This is a genomic window from Micromonospora inaquosa (assembly GCF_003857055.1).
GTDB lineage: Bacteria > Actinomycetota > Actinomycetes > Mycobacteriales > Micromonosporaceae > Micromonospora > Micromonospora inaquosa.
The window spans coordinates 23,707-46,107 of record NZ_QGSZ01000147.1 but is presented as its reverse complement, the minus strand read 5'-3'; the positions used below and the strand labels follow the sequence as shown (position 1 = coordinate 46,107).

Annotated in this window: 15 protein-coding genes; 9 read left to right on the top strand and 6 right to left on the bottom strand. The window is 68.8% G+C overall.

All coding sequences use genetic code 11. The features are described from left to right. Positions 1–112: 112 nt before the first annotated feature. Positions 113–727 carry an IS3 family transposase gene (locus tag DLJ59_RS06315; protein ID WP_158630791.1) on the bottom strand — a complete coding sequence of 205 codons (615 nt, stop codon included), beginning with the start codon at positions 725–727 and terminating at the stop codon, positions 113–115. Then, positions 724–1,023, bottom strand: coding sequence for an IS3 family transposase (locus tag DLJ59_RS06310; RefSeq protein ID WP_018829231.1), 300 nt, complete (start codon positions 1,021–1,023; stop codon positions 724–726). Before DLJ59_RS06310 ends, DLJ59_RS06315 begins: the two co-directional genes overlap by 4 nt. 1,322 nt (positions 1,024–2,345) lie before the next feature. On the opposite strand from DLJ59_RS06310, the gene DLJ59_RS06305 reads away from it, so the two are divergent. From DLJ59_RS06305 to DLJ59_RS06275, 7 genes are all read left to right on the top strand, one after another. Next, positions 2,346–2,639, top strand: coding sequence for a hypothetical protein (locus DLJ59_RS06305; RefSeq protein WP_124771561.1), 294 nt, complete (start codon positions 2,346–2,348; stop codon positions 2,637–2,639). Positions 2,640–2,859: 220 nt separating this feature from the next. Next, complete coding sequence (locus DLJ59_RS06300; protein WP_124771560.1) at positions 2,860–6,756, top strand: nSTAND1 domain-containing NTPase; 3,897 nt, start codon at positions 2,860–2,862, stop codon at positions 6,754–6,756. A gap of 125 nt (positions 6,757–6,881) precedes the next feature. After that, positions 6,882–7,910 carry a hypothetical protein gene (locus DLJ59_RS06295; protein ID WP_124771559.1) on the top strand — a complete coding sequence of 343 codons (1,029 nt, stop codon included), beginning with the start codon at positions 6,882–6,884 and terminating at the stop codon, positions 7,908–7,910. Between the two features lie 493 nt (positions 7,911–8,403). Continuing rightward, positions 8,404–12,015 (top strand): P-loop NTPase family protein, encoded by a 3,612-nt coding sequence (locus DLJ59_RS06290; protein ID WP_124771558.1) that lies wholly within the window; start codon positions 8,404–8,406, stop codon positions 12,013–12,015. A 264-nt stretch (positions 12,016–12,279) separates the two neighbouring features. Next, positions 12,280–12,630, top strand: coding sequence for a hypothetical protein (locus DLJ59_RS06285; RefSeq protein WP_124771557.1), 351 nt, complete (start codon positions 12,280–12,282; stop codon positions 12,628–12,630). After that, positions 12,630–15,131: a tetratricopeptide repeat protein gene (locus DLJ59_RS06280; RefSeq protein ID WP_124771556.1), complete on the top strand. Its 2,502-nt coding sequence runs from the start codon at positions 12,630–12,632 to the stop codon at positions 15,129–15,131. Before DLJ59_RS06285 ends, DLJ59_RS06280 begins: the two co-directional genes overlap by 1 nt. A 186-nt stretch (positions 15,132–15,317) precedes the next feature. Next, positions 15,318–15,986, top strand: a complete 669-nt coding sequence (locus DLJ59_RS06275) for an HNH endonuclease family protein (RefSeq protein WP_124771555.1) — start codon at positions 15,318–15,320, stop codon at positions 15,984–15,986. Positions 15,987–16,036: 50 nt separating this feature from the next. Here DLJ59_RS06275 and DLJ59_RS06270 read toward each other — a convergent pair whose 3' ends face one another. The 4 genes from DLJ59_RS06270 to DLJ59_RS06260 all read right to left on the bottom strand — a co-directional run bounded on the left by DLJ59_RS06270 (position 16,037) and on the right by DLJ59_RS06260 (position 18,182). Beyond that, positions 16,037–16,288 (bottom strand): hypothetical protein, encoded by a 252-nt coding sequence (locus DLJ59_RS06270; protein ID WP_124771554.1) that lies wholly within the window; start codon positions 16,286–16,288, stop codon positions 16,037–16,039. A gap of 129 nt (positions 16,289–16,417) precedes the next feature. Next, positions 16,418–16,651, bottom strand: a complete 234-nt coding sequence (locus DLJ59_RS06265; protein ID WP_124771553.1) for a hypothetical protein — start codon at positions 16,649–16,651, stop codon at positions 16,418–16,420. After that, positions 16,651–16,809 (bottom strand): hypothetical protein, encoded by a 159-nt coding sequence (locus tag DLJ59_RS36245; protein WP_158630790.1) that lies wholly within the window; start codon positions 16,807–16,809, stop codon positions 16,651–16,653. The genes DLJ59_RS06265 and DLJ59_RS36245 overlap by 1 nt, the downstream gene beginning before the upstream one ends. A 152-nt stretch (positions 16,810–16,961) precedes the next feature. Then, a complete protein-coding gene (locus DLJ59_RS06260; protein WP_167493822.1) occupies positions 16,962–18,182 on the bottom strand; it encodes a DUF6745 domain-containing protein in 1,221 nt (406 codons plus the stop codon). Positions 18,183–18,264: 82 nt separating this feature from the next. On the opposite strand from DLJ59_RS06260, the gene DLJ59_RS06255 reads away from it, so the two are divergent. Both DLJ59_RS06255 and DLJ59_RS06250 read left to right on the top strand, forming a co-directional pair. Continuing rightward, positions 18,265–20,004 carry an Hsp70 family protein gene (locus DLJ59_RS06255; RefSeq protein ID WP_244235853.1) on the top strand — a complete coding sequence of 580 codons (1,740 nt, stop codon included), beginning with the start codon at positions 18,265–18,267 and terminating at the stop codon, positions 20,002–20,004. Between the two features lies 1 nt (position 20,005). Further along, positions 20,006–22,102 (top strand): AfsR/SARP family transcriptional regulator, encoded by a 2,097-nt coding sequence (locus tag DLJ59_RS06250; RefSeq protein WP_124771550.1) that lies wholly within the window; start codon positions 20,006–20,008, stop codon positions 22,100–22,102. The last annotated feature ends 299 nt before the right edge of the window (positions 22,103–22,401 follow it).

The following is a 22,401-nucleotide window of genomic DNA, read 5'->3' as shown; positions in this document are numbered from 1 at the left end:
GGCCGCAACGCCCGATCCGACGCCCACTGTCGCCGCGCACCAGCCGGCACCGCACGCATCTGCCTCTTCCCGCGCCCCATCGCAAACCTCCGTGATCAAGGTGTTGCGACGATCAGTTGAATTCGCCTTCGCTGCCCCTGTCGCTGTGGAAGATCACTCCGGCGACGTCGCCGCCGCGGGTGACCGCAGCCATGTTCAACGCGGCGACGACCAGGCCGGCGTCGTGCCGGTCGCCCATGGCGTAGCCGAGGATGTGCCGGGAGTACAGGTCGATGACGGTGGCGAGGTAGAGCTTGCCCTCCTGCGTGACGATCTCAGTCATGTCGCCGCACCAGGCCACGTCCGGCGCGGGCGCGGTGAACTGGCGCTTGACCAGGTCCGGGGCGGCTGGCCGTTTGCCCTGTCGGGTCAGCCCACGCCGGCGTCGTTTCGCTCTGGCGACGAGGCCCAGATCGGCCATGAGCTGGGCGATCGTGTTGTCCGACACCCGCCAGCCCTGCTCGCGTAACTCGTCGCCGATGCGTGGGCTGCCGTAGGTGCCGCCTGAGGCGTCGAAGACGCGCCGGACCGCGTCCGTCAGCTTGGTCCGGCGGTCCTGGCGAGGTGTCGGCCGGCGATCCCGCCACTTGTAGAACCACGACTCGGACACCCCCAGGGCCCGGCAGGCCACCGCGTGCGGCACGTCGTGCTCGGTCCTCTGGGAAGCGATGAAGGCGGCCACGCTCACCGGCCCGTCGCTTCCTTGACCCACAGGACCACGGATCGCTTGAGGACATCACGCTCCATCGCCAGCTCGGCGTTCTCCCGCCGCAACCGCGCCAGCTCGGCCCGCTCGTCTTCGGCCAGCTGCCCGGCAGCGGCTTCGCCACGAGCGGCACGATCCTGCTGCACCCAGTTAGCCAGGGTGCCGCTGTTGATCCCCAGATCACGCGCTACCTGCGCGATCGACTTCCCGGTCTCCCGCACGATCCGGACCGCGCCCGCGCGGAATTCCGGATCGAACCGGCGTCTCGTCTCAGCCATGAACCTCTATCCCTCAAGTTCCGGCCTCCACGTTACGAGGGGAAGGGCATCGCTGACATCATCGGCCTGGTCACAGTCATCGACTCAGCGACCGAAGGGCTCAAACAGCTCTGTCGCTGCGCGGCTGCGTACGGCCGGAAGCCGCTACCTCCTTAAATCTTTACCGGTCGAACACCCCTGCGTATGGATCCAGCAGCGCGAAGCGGAAATGGCGCGCCACGTCGACCCTCTTCGGCATGAGCACGCAGGTGATCGGGTCGCTGAGGCGCGTCCGGCCGACGGGGTTTACGTGCCATGACGGGTCCCGGGCGGCTGGCTCGGGACCCGTCAGAGTAAGGCGAGGTTAGCTGAGCGGAATGGTGCCGATAAGCTGCATCCGCGCTGGGTGTCAACCTGTGTCGATCAATCGACACGAACCCCTTGCCTGCGGTAGGCGAGTCGCGACGGGTAGGCGCACGCTGTTCTTTCGGTGACGGAACGTCCCCGATGGTGCGGAAGCGGGGGCACCGGTGGGACCCCGCGCCGTCCTGTGCCGGCCCCGTTTACCCCCGAAAACCCCCGCCTGAGGTTGACGATCAGAGACAAGAAAGCCACCACCGTTTGATCGTCTCTGTGCAGGGCAAAGCCCGTTCTTGACAAGCATCGACAAGGTTGAGACGGCTACGGTTGGTAACAAGGGGTAGCCGGTTCGAATCCGGCGGTCCCGACCGATTGACCTGAGAAGAAGATCTTCCCAAGCGCTTGGCGCGCGCCCGGGCGCGTCATGGTGACGGGCCGCGGGCGTCAATCACGGCATCCGGGAGCGTGAGGACACGCAGCTGCGTCGGTGCGGGGGTCATCGCAGCGTGTCGACCAAGCGTTTGTTGACCGCCTTGTACGCTGCGGCTTGCGGAACGAGCAGCTCGGCGGCCAGTTCGGCAGCTGCCCACTCATGGCCCTTGCTGGCGCTCCGTCAAAGCGAGGGAACTCGCCCCCGTGTCAGCAAGGCCGGACGGGCTGGGGCCCGCAACGCGTGGCCGTGCACCGTCATGACATCCCGAGACACCTCCCTGAAGGGGTGGCGCCTGCCCGCCGCAGACCGCGGCGGTCCCGCTCGGACACGGTCGTGGCCTGCCGCCCGACCTCGCATGAATTCGCCAGCACCGCAGCGTCCGGATGAAAAGGGCAAGCGTCGTCCAACACTGTCCAACCAGCCTGCTCGCCGTCTACGAGGCTGTCCAAGCAATCTCGGAACGCTTGCCCCAGCTCGCGACAAGGCTCTGTCATGAATCCGCCGGCCCGACACCCGGGCCCACAGAGATCGGATGACGACCATGAAGAGTATGCGGACTTGGGTTAGGACCGCCCTCGCCGTCACCCTGCTCGGCGCCGCCCCGGTGGCGGCCGTTGCGTTGACACCTTCGGCGGCGATGGCTGCGCCGAGCTGTAACGCCGGCACGTGGGGTGGCATCTACGGGTGGGGTGACTGTCGCGGAATGGGCTCAAGCAAGTGGCAGTTGAAGGTGTCCTGCACCTGGGGCGCATCGGCTACATCGTCCGTCATCACTGGGGACGGCCACGTCGACGTCCAGTGCCCGTGGGGCAGCGCCCGCACCGCCTCGATCATCTTCGTCTGACCAGACAAGGTTCGCCTGGGGCCGGCGGCTAAGCAGCAGCCGCCGGCCCCAGGTGCTGGCGCTGACATGTCGCGATCCGTGATCGCCATAGAACTACAGGTAGTATCGGCACCCGATTCAGTGATAGCCGGACATCGGGCAGCTGATCCACGATCTAGTGCAGTCGCCCATGTGCGCCACTCTCGCCATGTCATCGTCTGGGGCACCGGGAAGGGGCCTGATGACCGACGTCCCGGTTCCAGAGGCGCCGGCCGATCCGCGTCACATCACAACTCAGCAGGAGTTCGCTACCGAACTCGGTCGTCTGCTGGCGAGGTCGCGGTGGTCTCGACGCGGTCTGGTCAGAGAGTTGGTCAAGTCAGATGTATCGCCCGTGCCGGCAAACGCCACGTTGAGCACATGGTTCAGTGGCGAGCACCTCCCTCAGCCAGCGTTCACCCCGGCGCTCCGCGTCATGTTGCAGCGGCTGGGGGTGGCGGCGACCGATGTAAACGCCTGGCTCGAGGCCCTGGAACGGGTCCGTTCCGTGCCCGGGCCGCGACCATACGACAGCCCCGCACCCTATCGGGGTCTGCGGCCGTACCGACCGACGGACGCGGACCTGTTCGCCGGTCGGACCGCCTTGGTGGAAGAGCTGGTCACGCGGGTCCGGGACAGTGCCGGCGCTGGGCAGGTGACCGTCGTCGTCGGCCCGTCCGGCTCCGGAAAGACCTCGCTGCTGTGGGCAGGCCTGGCACCCGCGCTAGTTGGCGTCAACGACCTGAGCCCGGTGTTCGGGATGGTCCCCGGTGAGAAGCCCCTCGCACAACTCACGGCTGGCCTGAAGGAGCTCGCAGACCGACGCTCGTCCGCCAGCAATGGTCAGCAGCCCTCGGTAATCATCATCGACCAGGCCGAACAGCTCTTCGTCGCGTGCAAAGACCCGGACGCGCAGAACGGGTTCTTGTGCGCCCTCACCGACACCGCAAGGTCCGGTGCCACAGGCGACGGTTCCGCTGGCACGGTGGTGGTACTGGCGCTACGCAGTGACTTCTACACGAGGGCACTAACATTTCCGGTGCTCCGTGGCGCACTGCAACGGTCCCAAGTCGTGGTCGGACCGATGTCGGACACCGAAGTACGGCAGGCGGTCACCGAACCAGCCACGCGCAGGGGTTTTACTCTCCAGTCAGGGCTCGTTGACTTGATCCTTCGCGACCTGACGCCCGTCCGTTCCAGAACAGCCAAGGATGCGGCCCACGAAGCCGGCAGCCTTCCGCTCCTCTCCCACGCCCTGCTCATGACCTGGCAGATCGCGAACAGTAGGACGCTGACGGTGGACCACTACCGGGCCAGCGGCGGTATCGACGGGGCCGTGACAAAAACGGCCGAGGATACGTACCTCGCACTCGGCACGACCGAGCGGAAGGAGAGGGCCCGGCGGATCTTCCTGCGGCTCGCCCAGTGCAGTGACGAACAGATCTACACACGCCGACGGGTTCCGTGGGCGGAGATCCTCGACCGAGACTCGCACGGTCACGACGCAGATGAGGATGAGCAGTACGAGGTGCTCGACCTTTTCATCGATGCCAGACTGCTCACCGCTGACGAGGATCACGTCGAGATTGCCCACGAAGCCCTCCTGCCGGCGTGGCCGCGGCTGAAAGAGTGGCTTGACGGCGACCAGGGTTGGCAACGCCAGCATCAGCGGCTGCGAACAGCAGCCACACACTGGGCTGACAGCGGGCGGTCCACGGACGGGCTGCTGCGCGGCGAAGTGCTCCAAACGACCCGTGGGTGGGTGCAAGAACACGGGCGCGACCGCGACCTCAGCCGACTCGAACGGCAGTTTCTCGACGACAGCGTCGAACAGCAGGCCGCAGAGGATCAGCTGGCCAGACGTCACACCCGTCGCCGGTACCAGCTCATCACTCTTGCCGTCGTATTCGCAGTGATCGCCGCCAGCGTGGCGCTCGTGGCCCGGCACCAGCGCGTGGCGGCCGCCCGGCAGCAGCAGATCGCCGCTGTAGCCCAGGCGCAGGCACTGTCACGGCTGATCGCCGACCGAGCGGACCGGTTGCGCGAACAGGATCCGGCACTCGCACTGCAGTTGTCCCTGACCGCCTTTCAGACCGCCGAGACCCCCGAAGCCCGGTCCAGTCTGCTCAACGCCACCTCCAGCCCGGTGGGCACCCGCCTACGGCTGGCCGGCGGCAAGACCAGGTCGCTCGCGGTCAGCCCGACAGGCCAGATCGCGGCCGGGACCGACGACGGGGCTGTCCAGTTGTGGACCTTGGCGGCGGACGGGACACCACGCCCTGACGGAACCGTCGCCGGCAGCACCCAGCCGCTGATCAAGCTGGTCTTCAGCTCGGACGGCCGGCACATGGCCGGGGCCGACGGCAAGGGCGCGGTGCTGTTGTGGGATCTCGTCGACCTCTCGAGGCCGCCGACCACCCTGGGCCAGATGGCGAAACCGGCCACCGCGCTGGCCTGGGACGAGGTCGGGCAGCGCGCGTTCGTCGGCAGCGACTCGGGAATCACCGTCATGGCTGTTGGGTCCGCGACCGCAACGCCGATGGCCGGTGCCGGCTCGAAACCGATCAAGGCCATTGCGGTGTCGCCTGACGGACGAACCATGGCCGCTGGCGGCGTCGACACCAACGTCTACCGCTGGGACATCACCAATCACTCGACAGCGGCTCAGCTGTCCACCCTCACCGAGGCCAACAGCCAGATCTTCTCGCTCGCCTTCAGCCCGGACAGCACAAATCTCCTGGCGGGCACCGGCGCCGAACACAACGTCCACCGGTGGAATGTCCGTGACCCCACCCGGCCCGAAGTCGTCGGAGCGCCACTCGAAGGGCCACTGAGCTGGGTCAACTACGTCAGTTTTAGCCCCGACGGAGCTGTGGTGACGGCCGCCAGCTCCGACCGAATGCTGTGGACCTTCGATGCCAGGACGGGCCGGTCCGCCGGTCTCCTGCCGCACCCGAGCCCGCTCATTACTGCCGTGTTCACGCCGGACGGCCGCGTCGTCACCCTCGCCTCCGACGGCATTGTGCGGACCTGGTCGGTTCCTGGACCGATCATCAGCGGAGCAGAGGACTCTGTCTTCGCGTTGAGCTTCACAGCCAACGGCGTGAAGCTGGGCATCGCCGCCGGGGCGGCCGACAACAGTCTCCGCGTCTGGAGCGCGGTCAACCCGCACCGACCGCGCCCGCAAGGTCCGCCACTCACGAATTCGACCGGACAAGCGAGACTCTCGGGATCCGGGGTGATCACCCCGGACGGTGCGACGATCGCCTCAGGCACGATCGACGGAACGCTCGTGCGCTGGAACATCAGCGACGCCGCGAACGCCCGACCGCTGCCGCCGTTGCGGATCGCCGACGATCTCATCGAGGCGATCTCGGTCAGTGCCGACGGCCGATTTCTGGCGGCGAGCTGCGACGACGGCACAGTCCGGATCGTCGGTCTCGGCACAGATGGGGAAGCAGAGGTGGAGGCCACACTCCGCAGCCCAGAGCAGGGACTGATCTACCAGGCTGCGTTTAGCCCGGACGGGAAGCTCGTCGCGGCCGCGAGCGTCAACAACAACGTCTACCTATGGAACATTGAGAACAAGCAGGACCCGGTCCTCCTGGCGACGTTGAGCGGCCTGCCATCGTCCGCGCTGTCGGTGGCGTTTAGCCCGGACGGGAAACTTGTCGCCGCCGGTGACACCGACGGCATGGTCCGGCTTTGGAACGTCGTCGACCCGCGCCGACCGTCGCTGGTCGGTGCACCGCTCACCGGGTCGGTCGGTTACCTGTACACGATGGCTTTCCGCCCCAACAGCCGCCTGCTGGCGACTGGCAGCACGGACGGCACGATCTGGCTGTGGGACCTGACTGATCCGACCCGACCCGAACATCTGGCGACCCTCACCGGTCCCGACCGGGCAGTCCTGACCGTGGCGATCGACCCGACGACCGGGCTGATCGCAGCTGCGGGGGAGGGCCGCACGGTGCGGTTGTGGGCGACCGATCCAGCCACGGCGGCCTCCTGGGTCTGCGCCACCACCGGGGTGGCCATCACGCAGGACGAATGGTCGCAGTACCTGCCCGAGTTGCCGTTCGCCCCGCCCTGCGACTAGCCGGCACGGCCAGTCTCGAGGGCATCCAGGCTGTCCAAGGGTGTCCGACCATCCTCGAAGGCGTGGACGCCGGCCGAGCGCCGACGCCAGCCTGGAATCGGGTAGTCGATGAGAGGGAGTGTTCCATGCGCTACAAGTTGCTTCTCGCCTTGACCGGCGCCGCAGTCGCTGCGGTGGCCGTCGGCGCGGCGGCTCCGTCCGGTGGGGGAAGGCCGGCGCCGATCCAGCTGGCCGCCGCAGCCCAACAGACCTGCACCATGGCGGGGTCGCAGCCCGACTCGGGCACGATCTCGCTGAAGTTCCTGCGGCGAAGCACCCAGAACTCCGACCGCAACGACTACCTGCTCACCTCCACCTTCAAGTGGAACTCGCAGGCGGCCCTCGAGTGCTTCCAGGCCGGGGTCGTCGATTGGGCGTACGAGCAGAACATCACCTACGGCACGCAATTCGACCGGAAAATCTGGGGCGAGCAGACCAGCCTGCCGGCCGCCGCGAGGTTCTACCTCGACACGACCGTCAGCGACCGTGCGGGCATCACCGGACTCGACTTCGGCGCCTTCCGGCCGGACAAGCTGATCGCCGGCAACCAGTACGCGGTGAGCTACCGGCTGCTGCTGCCCAACAACCCGCCGAACAACGCCCACTCGTTCTACGTCGTGGGCGAGGTCCTCGAACGCAACTGCTCGAAGGCTGGGCCGTGGTGTGTCGGCCTGCGTGGGCCACGGCACTCCGCGACCCTAGCCGGCTACTCGCGCACCTTCGACGCGTACGGCAGCGGCTGCTGGGCTTGGGCGAAGGGCCGCAACGCGCCGGTCAGCTGTGGCTCGACCACCACGGGCGGCACTCAGACGACGGCAGCCGCACCCCCCATTGGTGGCGGCGAGGCGCCGGCGAAGCCCGCCACCGTCACGCTCGCCCGCGGCCCGGCCGCGCCATCTGGCTACCGGTACGCGATCACGATCAGCGGGTTCAACCCGAACGCCACTGTGACGGTCACCTGTCACGACTCGGTGGACCCGGGCGGGTTCTACGCGCTCTCGCTGCGTACCGACGGCGGCGGCAACGTCGCCACCGCCACCCAGTGCTACTCCGGTGACCACCCCGACCACTGGGTCAGGGCCAACGGCATCGAGTCCAACCACGTGACCTGGTAACACCGCCAGTTAAACGAGCAACGACGGCCATTCGGGGCCGCCCTCGGCCCTGGATGGTCGGTCTCTCCGGGGTGATCGACATGGACAGGGGAATGACTCTTATGCAGGCCGAGTTGCGGATGTCAGGTCCACGATCTCGCGTCTAGGTCTGAGTCCTTCGGTAAGGGTGTGGTCGTCAAGCCATCAGTAGGCCGTGATCTTGACGTACGACCACACCCCGCTCCTCGTGCCCGGGCGCGGCGCGAGCACGGGGCGCAACTCGGAGATTGGCTCGGGCCAGCCTAGTAAGGTGCTCGCGGGCACCCGAGGTAGGCGCCGGTCTGCGGCAGGCGGCGGGCCGATCGTTGATCCGTCTGAGAGATTGACTGCTATGATGCGATCGAGCATGGCCATCTTTGGGACGTGTGCCGCAGTTGCGGTGCCGCCGTCTGGTGTTCTGGCTCGTTGACGACAGCAGTTTGGGAAAGCTCGGCCGGCGGTCTCGGCACTGGCTTTGGTCGCTGCGCTCGGCATCGCGATCTGGGCCGCGCTGCGGCCCGACACCCGGAACTTCCGTTCGGCCTACGGCGGGGCCGGCGGTAGCGCGATCATCTGGGAGGTGATCAGCGGTCTGTCGGTGCGGCGTGGTCAATCGCTGTTCGAGCGGCACGTCGACATCGAAGGGACTGGGCGGCCGAGGCGTCCGACGGCGGACAGGCAACTAGCGGCGCCGCCCTCTGATCCACGAGAGCGAGCATCATCGATGCCACGACGGATTGCCGCCTCGCAGACTGGGGCGGCCACCGCCAGCCCGGGTGGCGTTGCCATTTCCGGTGTGCACTGTGGCGACATTTACGTGCAACCGCAGACGCCGTGCCGGTCGCTGTACCGCGACAGTGTGGTCACCCAGATAGCGCCGACGTCCTTGCAGGGGCGGGGGACCGAACTGGACGAGCTCAGGCACTTCTGCACCGTGCCGGATGGCGAACCCTACGTGTGGTGGCAGGCATCGGCCTGGTCAGGCAAGACGGCCATGCTGTCGTGGTTCGTGCTGAACCCACCGCCGGGCGTACGCATCGTCTCGTTCTTCATTACCGCGCGGCTCAAAGGCCACGCCGATCGATCGGCGTTTCTGGAGTTCGTGCTGGCCCAGCTTTCGGAGATCCTTGACGAGCCGATGCCAATGTTCACCGATGCTTCGGGCGAGGTCGAGTTCCGTGATCGTCTGGCACGCACTGCCCGGTTCTGCGCCGACTTGGGTGAGCGTCTTGTCCTCGTGGTGGACGGGCTCGACGAGGATCGCGGGGTGATGGCAGGTCCGGACGCCTACAGCATCGCGGCGTTGCTGCCGCAGGATCTACCCGACGGCGTCCGCGTGATCGTCGCCGGCCGTCCGAACCCACCGATACCTGCTGATGTGCCAGCGGCGCATCCCCTTCGGCGGGCGTCGGTTGTGCGGGCCCTAGCCACCTCACCGCATGCGACGGCGATTCAAACGGACATGCGCCTGGAGATCAGGCGGCTACTGCTCGGGTCGGACCTGGAGCGGGACCTGCTCGGCCTGGTCACAGCGGCCGGAGGTGGTCTCAGCGGCCCCGACCTCGCCGAGCTCACGCATACACCGGTGTTCATCGTCGAGGAGCACCTTCGCACTGTCACGGGCCGCAGTTTCGCCAAGCGGCCGGCTGATTGGCGACCCGATGCTCACCCCGAGGTGTATCTGCTCGGACACGAAGAGATTCAGGTGGAGGCGGTCAACCGTCTCGGGGAAGCCGTGTTGCGGGAGCACCGGAAGCGGTTGCACGAGTGGGCGGACAGCTACCGCACCCGCAACTGGCCGGCGGAAACCCCGGAGTATCTGCTTCGTGGTTACGGCCGTCTGCTGCACGAGGTCGGCGCACTGCCCAGAATGCTAGCCATCACTACCGACCAGACGCGGTACGACCGCTTGTTTACCATCAGCGGGGGGGATTTCGCCGCGCTAAGTGAGATAGGCGCCGTTCAAGAGATGCTTCAGAGCGGGGCCCCTGGCGACCTCGTGAGTCTGGGACGTGTGGCAGTGCACCGCCTTCGCATCACCAAACGAGCAGAGAGCATCAGGGTCAATCTGCCGCACGTCTGGGCCCGGCTCGGTCAGCCCGGGCGGGCGGAGACCCTCGCGCGGTCGATGCCGGACCCGGATCGCCGGGCGTGGGCGCTCGCGGGCGTCGCACGAGCGGTCGCCGCTAACGGTCAGACGGAGAAGGCAGCGCGGATCACGGACGCCGTCACCGTGCCGCGCTGGCGTAGCTACGCCCTCACGGGGATGGCGAGAGCTCTGGCTGTCAGCGGTGAAGTGGACCGGGCGCGGCAGTTGGCGCTGCAGGCCGAAGAGACCGCCGAGGGCGTGGAGGCGATGGCCGGCCTGATGGAGGTGTACGCGCTCTGCGGAGACAAGGAACGGGTACGGCACATGTTCCTATCCTGCAAACGTGACGATCACGATGCATGGGCTCTTGCCGGGCCGCTGGCGACAGCTGGGGATGTCGCTGGGGCGCAGGAGATAGCGGCATCAATAGACCAGCCGCGGTGGCGCACGTACGCCCTGGTCGGGATCGCTCACGCCCTCGCGAGGAGCGGCGACCGAATCCGGGCACAGGAATTCGCTGCGCAAGCCCGTGACCAGGCCGCGATGCTCGAAGGGTCCGGCCAGCACGGCTTCGCGATGGCGCCCCTGGTCACCGTTTTGTTCGCGACCGGAGAGCAGGAACAGTCCGCCCGCCTCGTCGATCGGATTGAGGAGATCATAACCGCGGGCGAGCCGACCTTCTACCGGGCTTACGCATGGGCGGAACTGGCCAAAGCCGTCGCCGCGACCGGGGATCTGGACCGCGCCGGCGAGTACGCGGAGCGTGCCGAGCAGGCCACTGTGGCGGAGATCGGCATGGATCGCGAGTTGGCCGCCCTCGTACAGCCGTTGCGGGCAATCGGCGAGCCCGAACTGGCCCGGCGGGCCGCTCAGCAGATCACCGAGCCGTACGTGCGCGCCTGGGCGCTGACCGCGGTGGTCGACACGGCCGCCGATACCGCCTTGGCGCAAGCGAAAGCGGCGGCGATGTCCATCGCTGAGCCAGGTTTCCGTCTCGACGCGCTCGGCGCCGTCGCCGACGTGGCGTTGCGGGTTGGCGACGTACCGACGGCTCGGGCGCTCATCGATGAATCCGTCGAGGTTTCCGGTGCGCAGGGGGATGAATTCTACGCAGTCTCGGGCCTGGCATCGGCCATCGGACTCTACGGCCGGCTGGGGGAGAGCGGTCGAGCACTCGAGTTGGCGAACCGGGCGGAAGAGAAGGCGTCCTCGATCACCCATCCGTCGGTGCGGGCGGCAGCCATGGCTCCGGTACTGGCGGCCTTAACCGTATGCGGGGAAGTCGACCTGGCGTGGGAGATGGCTCAGCGCCTGGAACGGTTCGCCGTCGAGGTTGACGATCGCCTCGACGCTGATGTCGCGCGAACACATCTGGCGGTGGCGCTCGCTCCGGCCAGCCGGGCGCACGCGACGGAGGTCGCCCGTCGCATAGAGAACCCGGTCGCGATGATGACCGGCCCCAACGTCATTGCTGTGGTGCTGACCGGTGACTTCGATCGAGCAGAGCAGGCCGCCAGAGCCATTGATGATGGCTTCGCGTGGATTTTCCTGGCCCAGTTGGCAGACGCTGCCGCCGCGAACGGGGATCCACGACGGGCGCTCCGGCTGGCCCGCGAGGCGGCCCAGGGCAAGGATATCGACCTCTTGCACGACGCCGCGCTCGTCATACTCATCGGCGCAATGGTTCGCCTGGGTGAACGCGGTAAGGCCGCCGACCTCGCCGCCAGGATTCGCAGCCTCCACAAGCGAGTCTGGGCGGTGGCCGAGCTTGCTCAGGACCCCGCCGAGCGCCGAGCGGCGGTCGCCTCCGCCCTGCGGGTCACCGACTGGTCGCCGGTCTGGCAGCCGGTCCTGTCACCTCTTGATTCAAGACCGCCGGAGCTACAAAAAGATCTGGTGCTTGTGCCCGCCCGCATCCTCGCAGCCGCCGCACCCGAGGCTCTGAAGACTGTCGCCGAGGAGCTACTTCTAATCACAGAAAATGAGATGCGACGGTGATCCGAGTCGTCTCCGTATCGATGCTCAGCCACCAGCGGGCTGGCGCTGCTCGCTGCGGATTAGGCGGAGGACGACATACCGCTGATCAGACCATCGGACTGCTTTCAGGCTGGTTCGGGCCGACCTCCGCCGAGGCGCTGGAGCCAGTCTGCCGCCCTGCTCCGGACGCTTCGACTCGGCCTGCTCCCGCCGGGCCTGACAGCCACGGCCTCAACCAGGGCTCTTCGGTGGCCCATCGCTTGACGAGCACGTCACGATGACCATATGAAGCCGAGCCGTCACGTCGTGCTGTTGATCACCGGGTTGCTGGTCGCCGTATTGGCTACCGCCCTCATTGTCCTGCGGTGGGACTCGGCCGACAGGATCGCCACTGGGGTGTCCGCGTTGGCGGGGCTCGCCGGGGTCGGGGTGGCTCTGTGGGCCGCTCTCCCGGCGGTCCTGTCCGGAGTCCGCGCCCGCGTCGCCCCCGTCTCCCGGGCGCGGGGCGCCGGGTACGCCAACTCGGGCATCGATGCCCCGGCCGGCGACACCACGCCGATGGAGGTTTCCCGCACCGGGGACGCCACGGCCGGCGACGGTGGACAGGCCATCACCGGAATCGTTCGCCGTCCCTGATGAACCGGGACCACTCCGACGTACCCACCCCGGCCGGGTACACCCTCTCCAACACCGGCGACGCCTGGGCGGACGCCCCGGGCAGCATCGCCATCTCCGGGTTCGTCGACGGCGACGTCACCCTCGGGATGCCGCGCTATCGACTGACCGCCCTGGCCGGCGGGACACCACGCGCGGCGGAGACCCTGCGCTTGGCCGAGCTGCTCGACGCGCGGCACCGGGTGGTCCCGTTCCTCGGCCGCGACGAGGAGCAGCGGTCATTGGGGGAGTGGCTGACCGCCACACGCGACCGGCCGGACCGCGCGGTCCAGCTGATCCACGCGCCGGGCGGCCAGGGTAAGACGCGCCTCGCTGACCAGTTCGCGGATACCGCCCGCAAGGCCGGCTGGGAGGTGCTGCGGGCATACCTTGATCCCGGTGAGCCGGATCGCGTTGTCACGGGCGATCAGCGCCGGGCCGCCGCCGGGCTCCTGGTGCTCGTCGACTACGGCGACTGGTGGCCCGCCACCGACCTGCGAGCCCTGTTCACCGACCCTCGACTACACCGCGGCGGCCCGGTCCGGGTGTTGGTACTGGCTCGGGCCGTGGGGTACTGGTGGCAGGCGTTGCGGTACTGGCTGCGTGCCACCCTGGGGGTGGCGGTCGGTGAGTTCCAGCTGGCCCCGTTGGCACCCAACACGGACACGAGGGAACGGCTCTTCCGCACCGCCGCCGCCCGCTTCGCCGCACTCGTCTCCCATTCCCGAATCGACGCGGTGCGCGTACCGGATCTGGCCGACCCGGCGTACGGATCGGCACTGAGTCTCCAGCTGGCCGCGCTGGTCGCCGTGGCGGTCAGCCACGATCGGACCCTGCGGGTGCCGTCCACGTTGGTGGACATGTACGGATACCTGCTCGACCGGGAGGTCGGGCACTGGCGGCAGTTGCTGGCCGGCAACGCCGTCACCGGCGGAATCGAGCAACTCGATCGCGTGGTTCTCGTCGCGATGCTGGCCGGTCCCGTCCCGTACTACCTGGGCCAGGCGGTCGTGGGCTGCGCCGGTGTGGGCAGCGAACCGGGCAGGGTGGCCCAACTCCTGGCCGACCACTCGACCTGCTATCCGCCCCGGAATGCCGGGTGGGTGTTGGAGCCGTTACAGCCCGACCGGCTCGGGGAGGCGTACCTGGCGCTGGCAATTCCCGGTCACGGATGGTCGTCGCACGCTCCGAAGCCGTGGGCGGTCGGCGTCGTCCGCGCGCTGCTGCGCGGTGCGGGCATGCCCACCGCGCAGGCGGCTCGTGTCCGGGCTGGCGCGCTCACGGTGCTCGCCGAGGTTGCGGCCGGCTGGGCGCATGTGGCCGCCGCGGTGCTCCTGCCGGCCCTACGTGACGAGCCGGCGCTCGCCACCGCCGCAGGCGGGGCGGTCCTCGCGAAGATCATCGACCTGCCGGACGTGGACGTCGAGCTTCTGGCACGGATCGAACCCTTCCTGCCACCCCGGCGCCACGTCGACTTCGACAACGTGGCGCGCGAGGTGGTGGCCCGCCTCGCCGCGGACCGCCTCGCCCGAAACCCGGACCCGGTCGAGCGGGCTCGCCTGCACATCGCGTACGGGCGCCGGTTGGCCAATGCCGGGGACCGCGAAGCGGCATTGGAGCAGACCGACCTGGCCGTCGCGGCCGGCGAGGCCGCGGTGACCACCGCCGCGTCGCCGGAGACGTTCGCGCTGCTCGCCTTGGCTTTGCACCTGAGGGCTCACCGACTCGCCGCCGTGAACCGTTATCCTGCGGCGCTGGCTAGTGCGGAGCGGGCCGTGGAGCTGCTCACTCCGCTCGCCCAGGGCCGAGGCGACAGTGCCGGGTCGTTCCGGTGGGCACTCGCGGAGGCGCTGGACAATCTCGCTCTCCGATTGTCGAACGTCGGGTCCCACGAGAAAGCCGAGGTGGCGGGTCGACGGGCGGTCGAGTTGTTCACCGGTGGTTCCCGGTCGGCCCGGGGTGAGCGGGGCCTGGCCGGGGCGCTCACCAACCTGGCGGTGATCGAGGCACACCTGGGCCGGGGCACGGAGGCGCTGGCGACCGTCCGTGACGCGGAGCGGATCTGGCGCCGGCTCACCGACGAAGAGCCGTCGGTGTACCGGCCCGAACTGGCGCTCACCCTGAACACTGTCAGCCTGCGCCACGCCGAGTTGGGGCAGATGAACGCCGCAGTCACCGCTGCCGAGGAGTCGGTAGGGATCTTCCATAACCTCGTCCGGGCCAACATGGTCGCGTTCGAACTCGACCTGGCCGCCGTACTGGCGAACCTGAGCGGATACCTCTGGCAGCTGAACCGTCGCACCGAGGCGTTCCAGTACAACGCCGAGGCCGAGGCGATCTTCGACCGGTGGGGCGGGGCGAACCCACAAGCATTCTCCCTGCATCTGCGCCACCTCCGGGAGAACATCGCGGCGATGCGCGCCCAGCAGTCCCCGGTCGACCTGCGCCGCTGGGAGTTGGGCGCCCAGTCGTTCAACAGCTGACCGCGTACCCCGCATACCCTGAACAGGCGGCCGGCGAGGCTGCGTGGAGTCGACCCGCCTCGTGCCCGCCCGCCGCTTAGCGTTTCAAAGTTTCCTGGCTGCTTCCTCACCCCTTCACAAACACGCCCTTCGATGGCCACGATCGTCAGAGACGGTTGCCGTCCACCCAGTACCGAGGAGGCCCCCATGCGGGTAACCCAAGTCTCTGCCCGTTTCCCACGCACCACGCGCCAGGCCGCCGCAGTCATCGCCGTCGCCGTCGCCGCCCTGGTCGGCATCAGCGCGCAGCCCGCGTCGGCCACACCTCCCGGGATCCCGTCGAAGGCCACGGCCCAGTCGCAGCTCAACGCCCTGACCGTGGCAACCCAAGGCTCGACCAGCGGCTACTCAAGGGACCTGTTCCCGCACTGGATCACGATCAGCGGCAGCTGCAACACCCGCGAGCAGGTCCTCAAACGCGACGGCACCTCCGTCGTCGTCGACAGCGCCTGCGCCGCCACCTCCGGCCGCTGGTACAGCCCGTACGACGGCGCCACGTGGACGGCGGCCTCCGACGTCGACATCGACCACGTCGTCCCCCTCGCCGAGGCGTGGCGCTCCGGGGCCAACTCGTGGACGACCAGCCGCCGGCAGAGCTTCGCCAACGACCTCACCCGGCCGCAGCTGATCGCGGTGACGGATAACGTCAACCAGTCCAAGGGCGATCAGGACCCCTCCACCTGGCAGCCGCCTCTGTCGTCGTACCGGTGCACCTACAGCAAGATGTGGATCACCGTGAAGTACAGCTGGAGCTTGACCCTGCAGTCGTCGGAGAAGTCCGCCCTGCAAAGCATGCTCAACACCTGTAGCTCCTGAGCGTGATCCGGCTTCGGTCTGCGCCTCGAGGCGCAGACCGAAGCCGGGTGCTAGGTCTGCTGTGGCGGCTGGCTGTCGCCGGATTGCTTGCGCCACTGGCCGCCCGCGTCGGCGGTGAGCAGACGCTTGACCATGGCGAGTGCCTCGTCTTCGGTGTCGAACTCCCACCGCAGCACTCGGCCGGTCTCGCTGTCGCCGGCTCGGGCGGTGACCTTCCACCGGACCTCGCGGGTGAGCCACACGTCTCGGCGGCCCAGGCGACCCCAGATCCCGTTCCACCAGCGCGCCGCCACATCCTCCACCAGTGAATCGTACAAGCGTTCGATAAGCGGATGATGTTGGGTAGTGGGACGGCCGGGATGGGGTGGTGTCGTTCTCTGGTCGGAACACGGGCCGCCGCGGCTTAAGTCGGTCGGCAGCCCACGCCGACCTCACTGGTCCTGGGGGACAGGGCCGTCGTAGCGGAAGGTCGGCGGGTCGACCTCGCCGGCGCAGCGCAGGTAGCGGTGCTGCACCGGCGGGCTGGGATGATCGCGGGCACCGAGGTAGGCGCCGCTCTGCGGCAGAACGATGGCCTGCGGAAGGGACCCGTCGTCGTCAACCTCAACGTGGGTGAAACGGCCGTCGGCAGGGCCGCCGAGCAGCCATGCCTCGACGGCGGGCATCAGCGATTCACCGTCAGTGTGGCGGCGGCTGTCAGCAGCCCGGCGACGGCGCCGATGAGGGCGGCCGTCGCGCCGATCAGGCCGGTGACACCGGCGAGGTGCTCCAGTGGTGTCGGCCTGTCGGTGCGCCGTGATCGGCTGCGTCCACCCCGGGTCATGGCTGCGCTCCTTCGTCGCTGGATGGGACGTGGCGTCGTCCCCGCGGAGGTACTTCAGCAGTGGTGGTCCAGCCGATCAATGCCTGATCGCATTAGCTGTGGACAACTCAGGTGCCTGTGGATATCCAGCTGATCAATACGGGCTTCTGGGATCATGCGCCGCTCGTTGACGACCCCGAGCGAGGCGGGTCGATGAGAACGCCGTCATGGGCCCACACGTGGTGACCGTCGGGCCATTGCATAGCTGGCCCGTCGTCGGCATGGAGACGGTCCTGCTCGTCGAGTGTGAGCAGGGTGGGTCGCTCGCTCATGACCACGGTTTCGGGGAAGGGCCACCAGGGTCCGCTGGTGAGCGCGACGTCGCGGCAGCCCTGCCAGGCGGCGCCGGGGTCCGTATCGAAGACTCTGCGGTAGGTGTCGATGGCCGCCATGACCATGAGGTCGGGGTAGAAGCACCAGGCCGGGTCGAAGAATCGGTCGTTGAGCCCGGGTGTGCTGTAGCGGACGACGGCACGGGCCTCGTCGTTCTGGTCGACGAGCCCGTGCTCGTCGGACCAGTACCAGGCCGGTTGGAGCGTGTAATCGGCGCTGATCGCGCGGTCGATCGCCGACCACGCAGGGCTGAGGACGTGCCGGTAGGTCTGGTGCACGGCGTGAAGCACGGGCCGCAGCGCCGATCGCTCGGACGGCAGGACCGGTGGGCACCGGTAGGGGCGCTCCATCAGGTCGTAGCGCTCGTCCATGCCGTCGTAGCGTTGCTCGCCGTAGAACCCCTTGCGTTCGAAGTGGGAGTGGAACTCGCCGAAGGCGCTGAAACGGTCAGTGTCGCTGGCTCGATCGATGAGTGGGGTGCGGGCTGCGGACAACGCCTGGTTCAACACCGCGCGACGCACGGCATTGACGAGTGGAGCCTGCCCTTCTTCGAGGAAACTCCTGATGAGCTCGAGTGCGGCCCAGGGAGACGGGCACCAGATGAACTGTGTGGGCTCGGGCTTGCCTGCGGTGCGGTAGGCGGCGTGGGCTGCGGCTTCGGCGGTGTCGTGGTCGGCGGGTTCGGTTGTCAGGACTGTACGAGTCCATGTGCGGGCGATGCCGTCGGTGGGGTGGGCGGGTGTGTTCGAGGGCTTCACGGTTCCATCCAATGCGTGTTGGTGTCGTTGGCAAGAGGCACGCAGGCGGGAGACGGCCTGACCACGAGGATTCCTCGAGGAGATTCGTCGGCGGTTCGGCGGACGGTGACGCTGGTGCGGTTTCGGCTGGCCTCTGCTGTCGGTGAGTGATTGACAGGTGACGTGAATGTGATCCTCATGTTTGACTATGGACATGGGGTCGGGGGAAGCGCGGTTGTCGATCGACTGTGGCGGCGCCGGCACCCAAGCCGTCCTGGCGTGGGCCGACGGCAGCGCGCACGTGCTGTCATTCGACGGGAATCCACCCCTACACAGCGCGTCATCTATGCCCGCGAACGGACAGGCGGCGGGGCAGCCCGCAGCGTTCATTCCGGGCCCGCGCCATCCGGTGGAGGACGCGACAACAGGTGACGCTGGCGGCGACGCGCTGGAGGCGGCGGCGTCGCCGCTGCGCCGGGTCGCCGCCGAAGCCGAGCGGGTCGTCGGTCAGCCGGTACGGGATGTGCGGGTGGTAGTCCCGGCGGGGTGGGGGCCACGGCGGCGGACCTGGATGCGGCAGGTCGCGCACCGAGCGGGCTTGCCGCAACCGCGTCTGGTGGAGGCCCCGGTGGCAGTCGCCGAGTACCTGCTCACCACCGGTGTGCGGGTGCCGGTCGGTGCGTTCCTCGTCGTGTGTGATGTGGGCGCTGGCGCGGAGGTGACGGTGCTGCGCCGAGGGCCGGCCGGGTTTGAGGTCCTCGCGACTCTCGCTGACGCGGCGGCCGGCGGCGCGGCAGTTGATCACGCGCTTGCCGACGCCCTCATCGGCGCGTCCGCGGGAGAGGGCCACGCTGCGTTGCGCGCGTCGGTGGCGGACAGTGTTCGGGTGGCCAAGGAAGCGTTGGTGAGCCATCCGGCTGTCACGGTTCCGCTCCCGGACCGGCCGCCGGTGATAGCGAGCAGCGCGATGCTCGATGAGGCCGTCCGGCCGGTGGCGTGGCGCGTGGCGCAGTTGATCCAGGAGACAGTTGCCGCCGCTGAGCTCACGGTCGGCGACCTCGCCGGTATCTACTGTGTGGGCGGCAGCGCCCAGCTACCGCACCTAGCGGCGGCGATCGCCGAGCACACAGGCGCCGCACCCATAGTCGTGCCCGAGCCGTGGCTGGTCGCGGCCAGGGGCGCCGCTGACGTCGGCGCCGTCGATACCGCAACGGTCGAGCGGGTGGAGGTGCCGGTGCCGCCCGTGCGCCGAGCGGCGGCGATCGCGGTACCCGGCTTCGCGTCGCTCGCCCTGATCTGGCAGTGCCTCCTGACCGCCGAGGAGCATGGGGTGCTCGGTGTGTACTACTCGGTCAGTGTGAACTGGGGCGAGTTCACGATGGCGGCCGTGATGGCCCTGCTGGCGTGCCTGGCCGCGGGCACGGTCCTCGGCTCACTGATCGCCGCCCGCAGCCCCACCCCCGGCACCCGAACCGAAGGGGGAAGGGTCAGCGTCGGGATCCTCGCCGCAGTGTCCCTCGGCGCGGCGATCGCTGGCCTGTACGCGGTGGTCACCAGCCAATACTTCGGTGTGCCCGTCGGCCCGTACCTGAAGTGGGCGCTGTGGCCGATCGCGCCGGTGTCGGTGATGGCCGTGGCGATGGCGGTCGTCGCCGCCCGGCAGTGGCGTGCCCCGCACGGCGGCTGGTCGGCGTTGCTGGCCGCGCCGAGCGGATCCATCGTCGCCGCCACCCTCGGTATGGGGTTGATCCAGTATTCCCTGACCGCCGACCGGTGGCCGGACCGGATCCTGTGGATCGACATTGCCGGCCGCGTCGGCGGTCTCCTCCTCGGCGTCGCCGTGGTCATGGCAGTGGTGACACCTTTGATGTTCCGCCTCATCCTCGCCGCCCCGCTAGCGGTGATTTTCGCGGCGATCGTCAGTAGACGGGCCGCCGGCATGCTCGGCGTCATCTACGCCATCGCCGTCGCGACCTGGTGGGCTACTCGGCTCTGGACCCGTGTCCTGCGCCCCGCACCGCCCGCCCGCACCGCACCGCCCACTGGCCCGGTTCGGGCGGACATGTCACCGGGTGGAGGCGGGTGACATGCGGTGGCCGCGGCAGCTGATGTCGCTGCTGTTCGTCCTCACCCTTCTGGCCGGCCCTCCGATCGTGCTGCTGTCACTGGTCGGAGCACCCATACAAGGGTGGCCGACCGCCGCGCAGGCCCGCGAGTGGGTGCAGAACCCGCTGACCGAACAGACCCTCACCGCCGCGCTGACCATCGCGGCCTGGCTGGTGTGGCTCCTGCTCGCCTACACGGTCACGATTCGGGTGCTGACCCGCCTGAGCGCGACCGTGTCGTGGCTGCGGCGCATGCCGCTACCGACACCCCTGCAAGCCACCGCCGGTGGCATCGCCGGTGCAGCCGTCCTCGGCGTCAGCTCCCACGCGATCACCGCACCGCCATCGCCGCCCACGCAGCCGATAGCGGCAGGAACCCTGGATGAGGCCGGCAACCTGACGCCACCAGACGGCGACGTCCTGGCCGACGCAGGGATCAGCGTCGCCGGTGGCTGGCTGCCGCGCGACGTGGCGGAGCAGGTCAGCGCCGCGGCGGCGCTGGTGTGGCTACGCCGCCGCCGCTCCTACCGGCCCCGCCCGCCCGGTCCACCGAGCCGCGAGGACACGGACCTGGCGCCGATGCCCCCGACAGTGGCGGCCGTGCAAGCCGCCCTCGCCGATCCGACGCCACCACCTAGCGAACCCGGCGCCGCATCGGCGGGCTCGTCGCTGCTCGACCGGCCAACCGTTAGCGGAGCTTTCCCCCGAGCTGGGGTCGGTCTCACCGGGCTGGGGGCGCAGGACGCGGCGCGAGGCCTGCTCGTCACCAACCTCCTAGCTGGGCGTCATCACCCGGCAGTGTCCGTGGTCGTCACCCGATCCGTCCTGGCCGGGTTGCTCGGCCCCACCGCCGAAACGCTGGGTCCGCGCCTGCCAGGGCTGGCCGTCATCGACAACCTCGGGCAGGCAACGGGGTTCTTCTCCAGAGACCACCCTGGTCGTGGCCTCGGCGGAGACCAGGCACAACGAGACACCCAGGACGGCTCCGGCTCACCCGGACCAACTCTCATCGTCGATGCGGCGTCCGCTACGGACAACGCCGAGACCCTGGCGACTCTGGCCATTACCTCCGCCGCGGTGGCCGTGCTTGGACGGTTCCCGGCAGGCCAGACATGGCAGGTCAACCCGTCCGGGCGCACCCACCACCAGGACGGCAGCGGGCCCGCCGGGCCACGGATGTGCGTCCTTACCCCGGTCACGGCCACCGACCTGCTCACCGTCATCGCCCACCCCGACCCGGCACCGCCACAGCCTGGCACCTCCGGCCGGTCGCGCCACCCCTCCCTGGCAGGCCGGTCCCCGCAGTGGGACGCCGCCGCCCAGGACCACCTCGTCCGCTCCGGCAACGACACACGACGCCTTCAGCTTCGCGTGCTGGGCGAACCGACACTGCTGCTGGACGGCCACCCGGTGGAGATCCGGCGTACCGCTGCGCTCCAGGTCCTCGTGTTCCTCGCCGCCCACCCCGACGGAGCCGACACCCGACAGCTGACCGACGCTATCTGGCCGGGCCTGCCCCGCCGCTCGCTTACCGGCCGCCTCTACACCACCCTCAGCGACCTCCGGGCCACCATCCGGTCCACGGCAGGGGTGACCCTCATCGAGCACAGCGACGACCGGTACCGCCTCGACCCCAGCGGCGTCACCGTCGACCTGTGGCGCTTCCACCACGCGGTCCGCGACGCCACCACCGCCGTCGCCACCGACGCGACGACCTGGAAGGCCGTCATCGACGCCTACCCCGGCGACCTCGCCGCCCGACGGACCTGGCCCTGGCTCGACCCGATCCGCGAGACGACCCGCCGGCACGTCATCGACGCACACGCGGCTCTCGCCAGCGCCAGCCCTGACGCCCGTGAAGCCCTGGCATGGCTGCAGGCCGGCATCCGCATCGACCCATACAACGCCGACCTGCACACCCGCGCAGTCAGCGCACTCATCACCCTCGGCGACCACGACGCGGCCGACCACCTGCGGAAGGATTACGCCCGTCGTCTCGCCGCAGCGGGCGACCTCCCCACCGAGACGGCTCTCACGACAGCCACGCTCAGGGACCATCCCGTCATCCCCACCCGGTAACGCCGCCCGCTCCGAGCGCACGGGTAACTCGGCTCGGGAAAGCCCGAACTGGGCTACCGCCGTGCGCTTTCGACTCCGTTTCCGCTTTCGGCTGCCCCCGTGCTCGGTCCAAGGCAGCCAGCTCGTCCTGCTAATAGGCGCGTCTTGGCCTCAGCAGAGGCCGCCGGTCGCACCGCCTCGACTCCCCTCGACTGCCTGTGAGCTGGGGTTGTGAGGTCGTGTGAGGTCGTGTGAGGTCCTGTCAGCCAGCGGAACCGCGTCGTCTTCTGCCGCTCGCCCTACGGTCGATTCGCGGCCAA

Excerpts from the sequence above, each read along its gene's own strand:
- DLJ59_RS06310 (WP_018829231.1), bottom strand. The coding sequence starts at position 1,023 with ATGGCTGAGACGAGACGCCGGTTCGATCCGGAATTCCGCGCGGGCGCG.
- DLJ59_RS06305 (WP_124771561.1), top strand. The coding sequence starts at position 2,346 with ATGCGGACTTGGGTTAGGACCGCCCTCGCCGTCACCCTGCTCGGCGCC.
- DLJ59_RS06300 (WP_124771560.1), top strand. The coding sequence starts at position 2,860 with ATGACCGACGTCCCGGTTCCAGAGGCGCCGGCCGATCCGCGTCACATC.
- DLJ59_RS06295 (WP_124771559.1), top strand. The coding sequence starts at position 6,882 with ATGCGCTACAAGTTGCTTCTCGCCTTGACCGGCGCCGCAGTCGCTGCG.
- DLJ59_RS06285 (WP_124771557.1), top strand. The coding sequence starts at position 12,280 with ATGAAGCCGAGCCGTCACGTCGTGCTGTTGATCACCGGGTTGCTGGTC.
- DLJ59_RS06280 (WP_124771556.1), top strand. The coding sequence starts at position 12,630 with ATGAACCGGGACCACTCCGACGTACCCACCCCGGCCGGGTACACCCTC.
- DLJ59_RS06275 (WP_124771555.1), top strand. The coding sequence starts at position 15,318 with ATGCGGGTAACCCAAGTCTCTGCCCGTTTCCCACGCACCACGCGCCAG.
- DLJ59_RS06265 (WP_124771553.1), bottom strand. The coding sequence starts at position 16,651 with ATGCCCGCCGTCGAGGCATGGCTGCTCGGCGGCCCTGCCGACGGCCGT.
- DLJ59_RS36245 (WP_158630790.1), bottom strand. The coding sequence starts at position 16,809 with ATGACCCGGGGTGGACGCAGCCGATCACGGCGCACCGACAGGCCGACA.
- DLJ59_RS06255 (WP_244235853.1), top strand. The coding sequence starts at position 18,265 with ATGCCCGCGAACGGACAGGCGGCGGGGCAGCCCGCAGCGTTCATTCCG.
- DLJ59_RS06250 (WP_124771550.1), top strand. The coding sequence starts at position 20,006 with ATGCGGTGGCCGCGGCAGCTGATGTCGCTGCTGTTCGTCCTCACCCTT.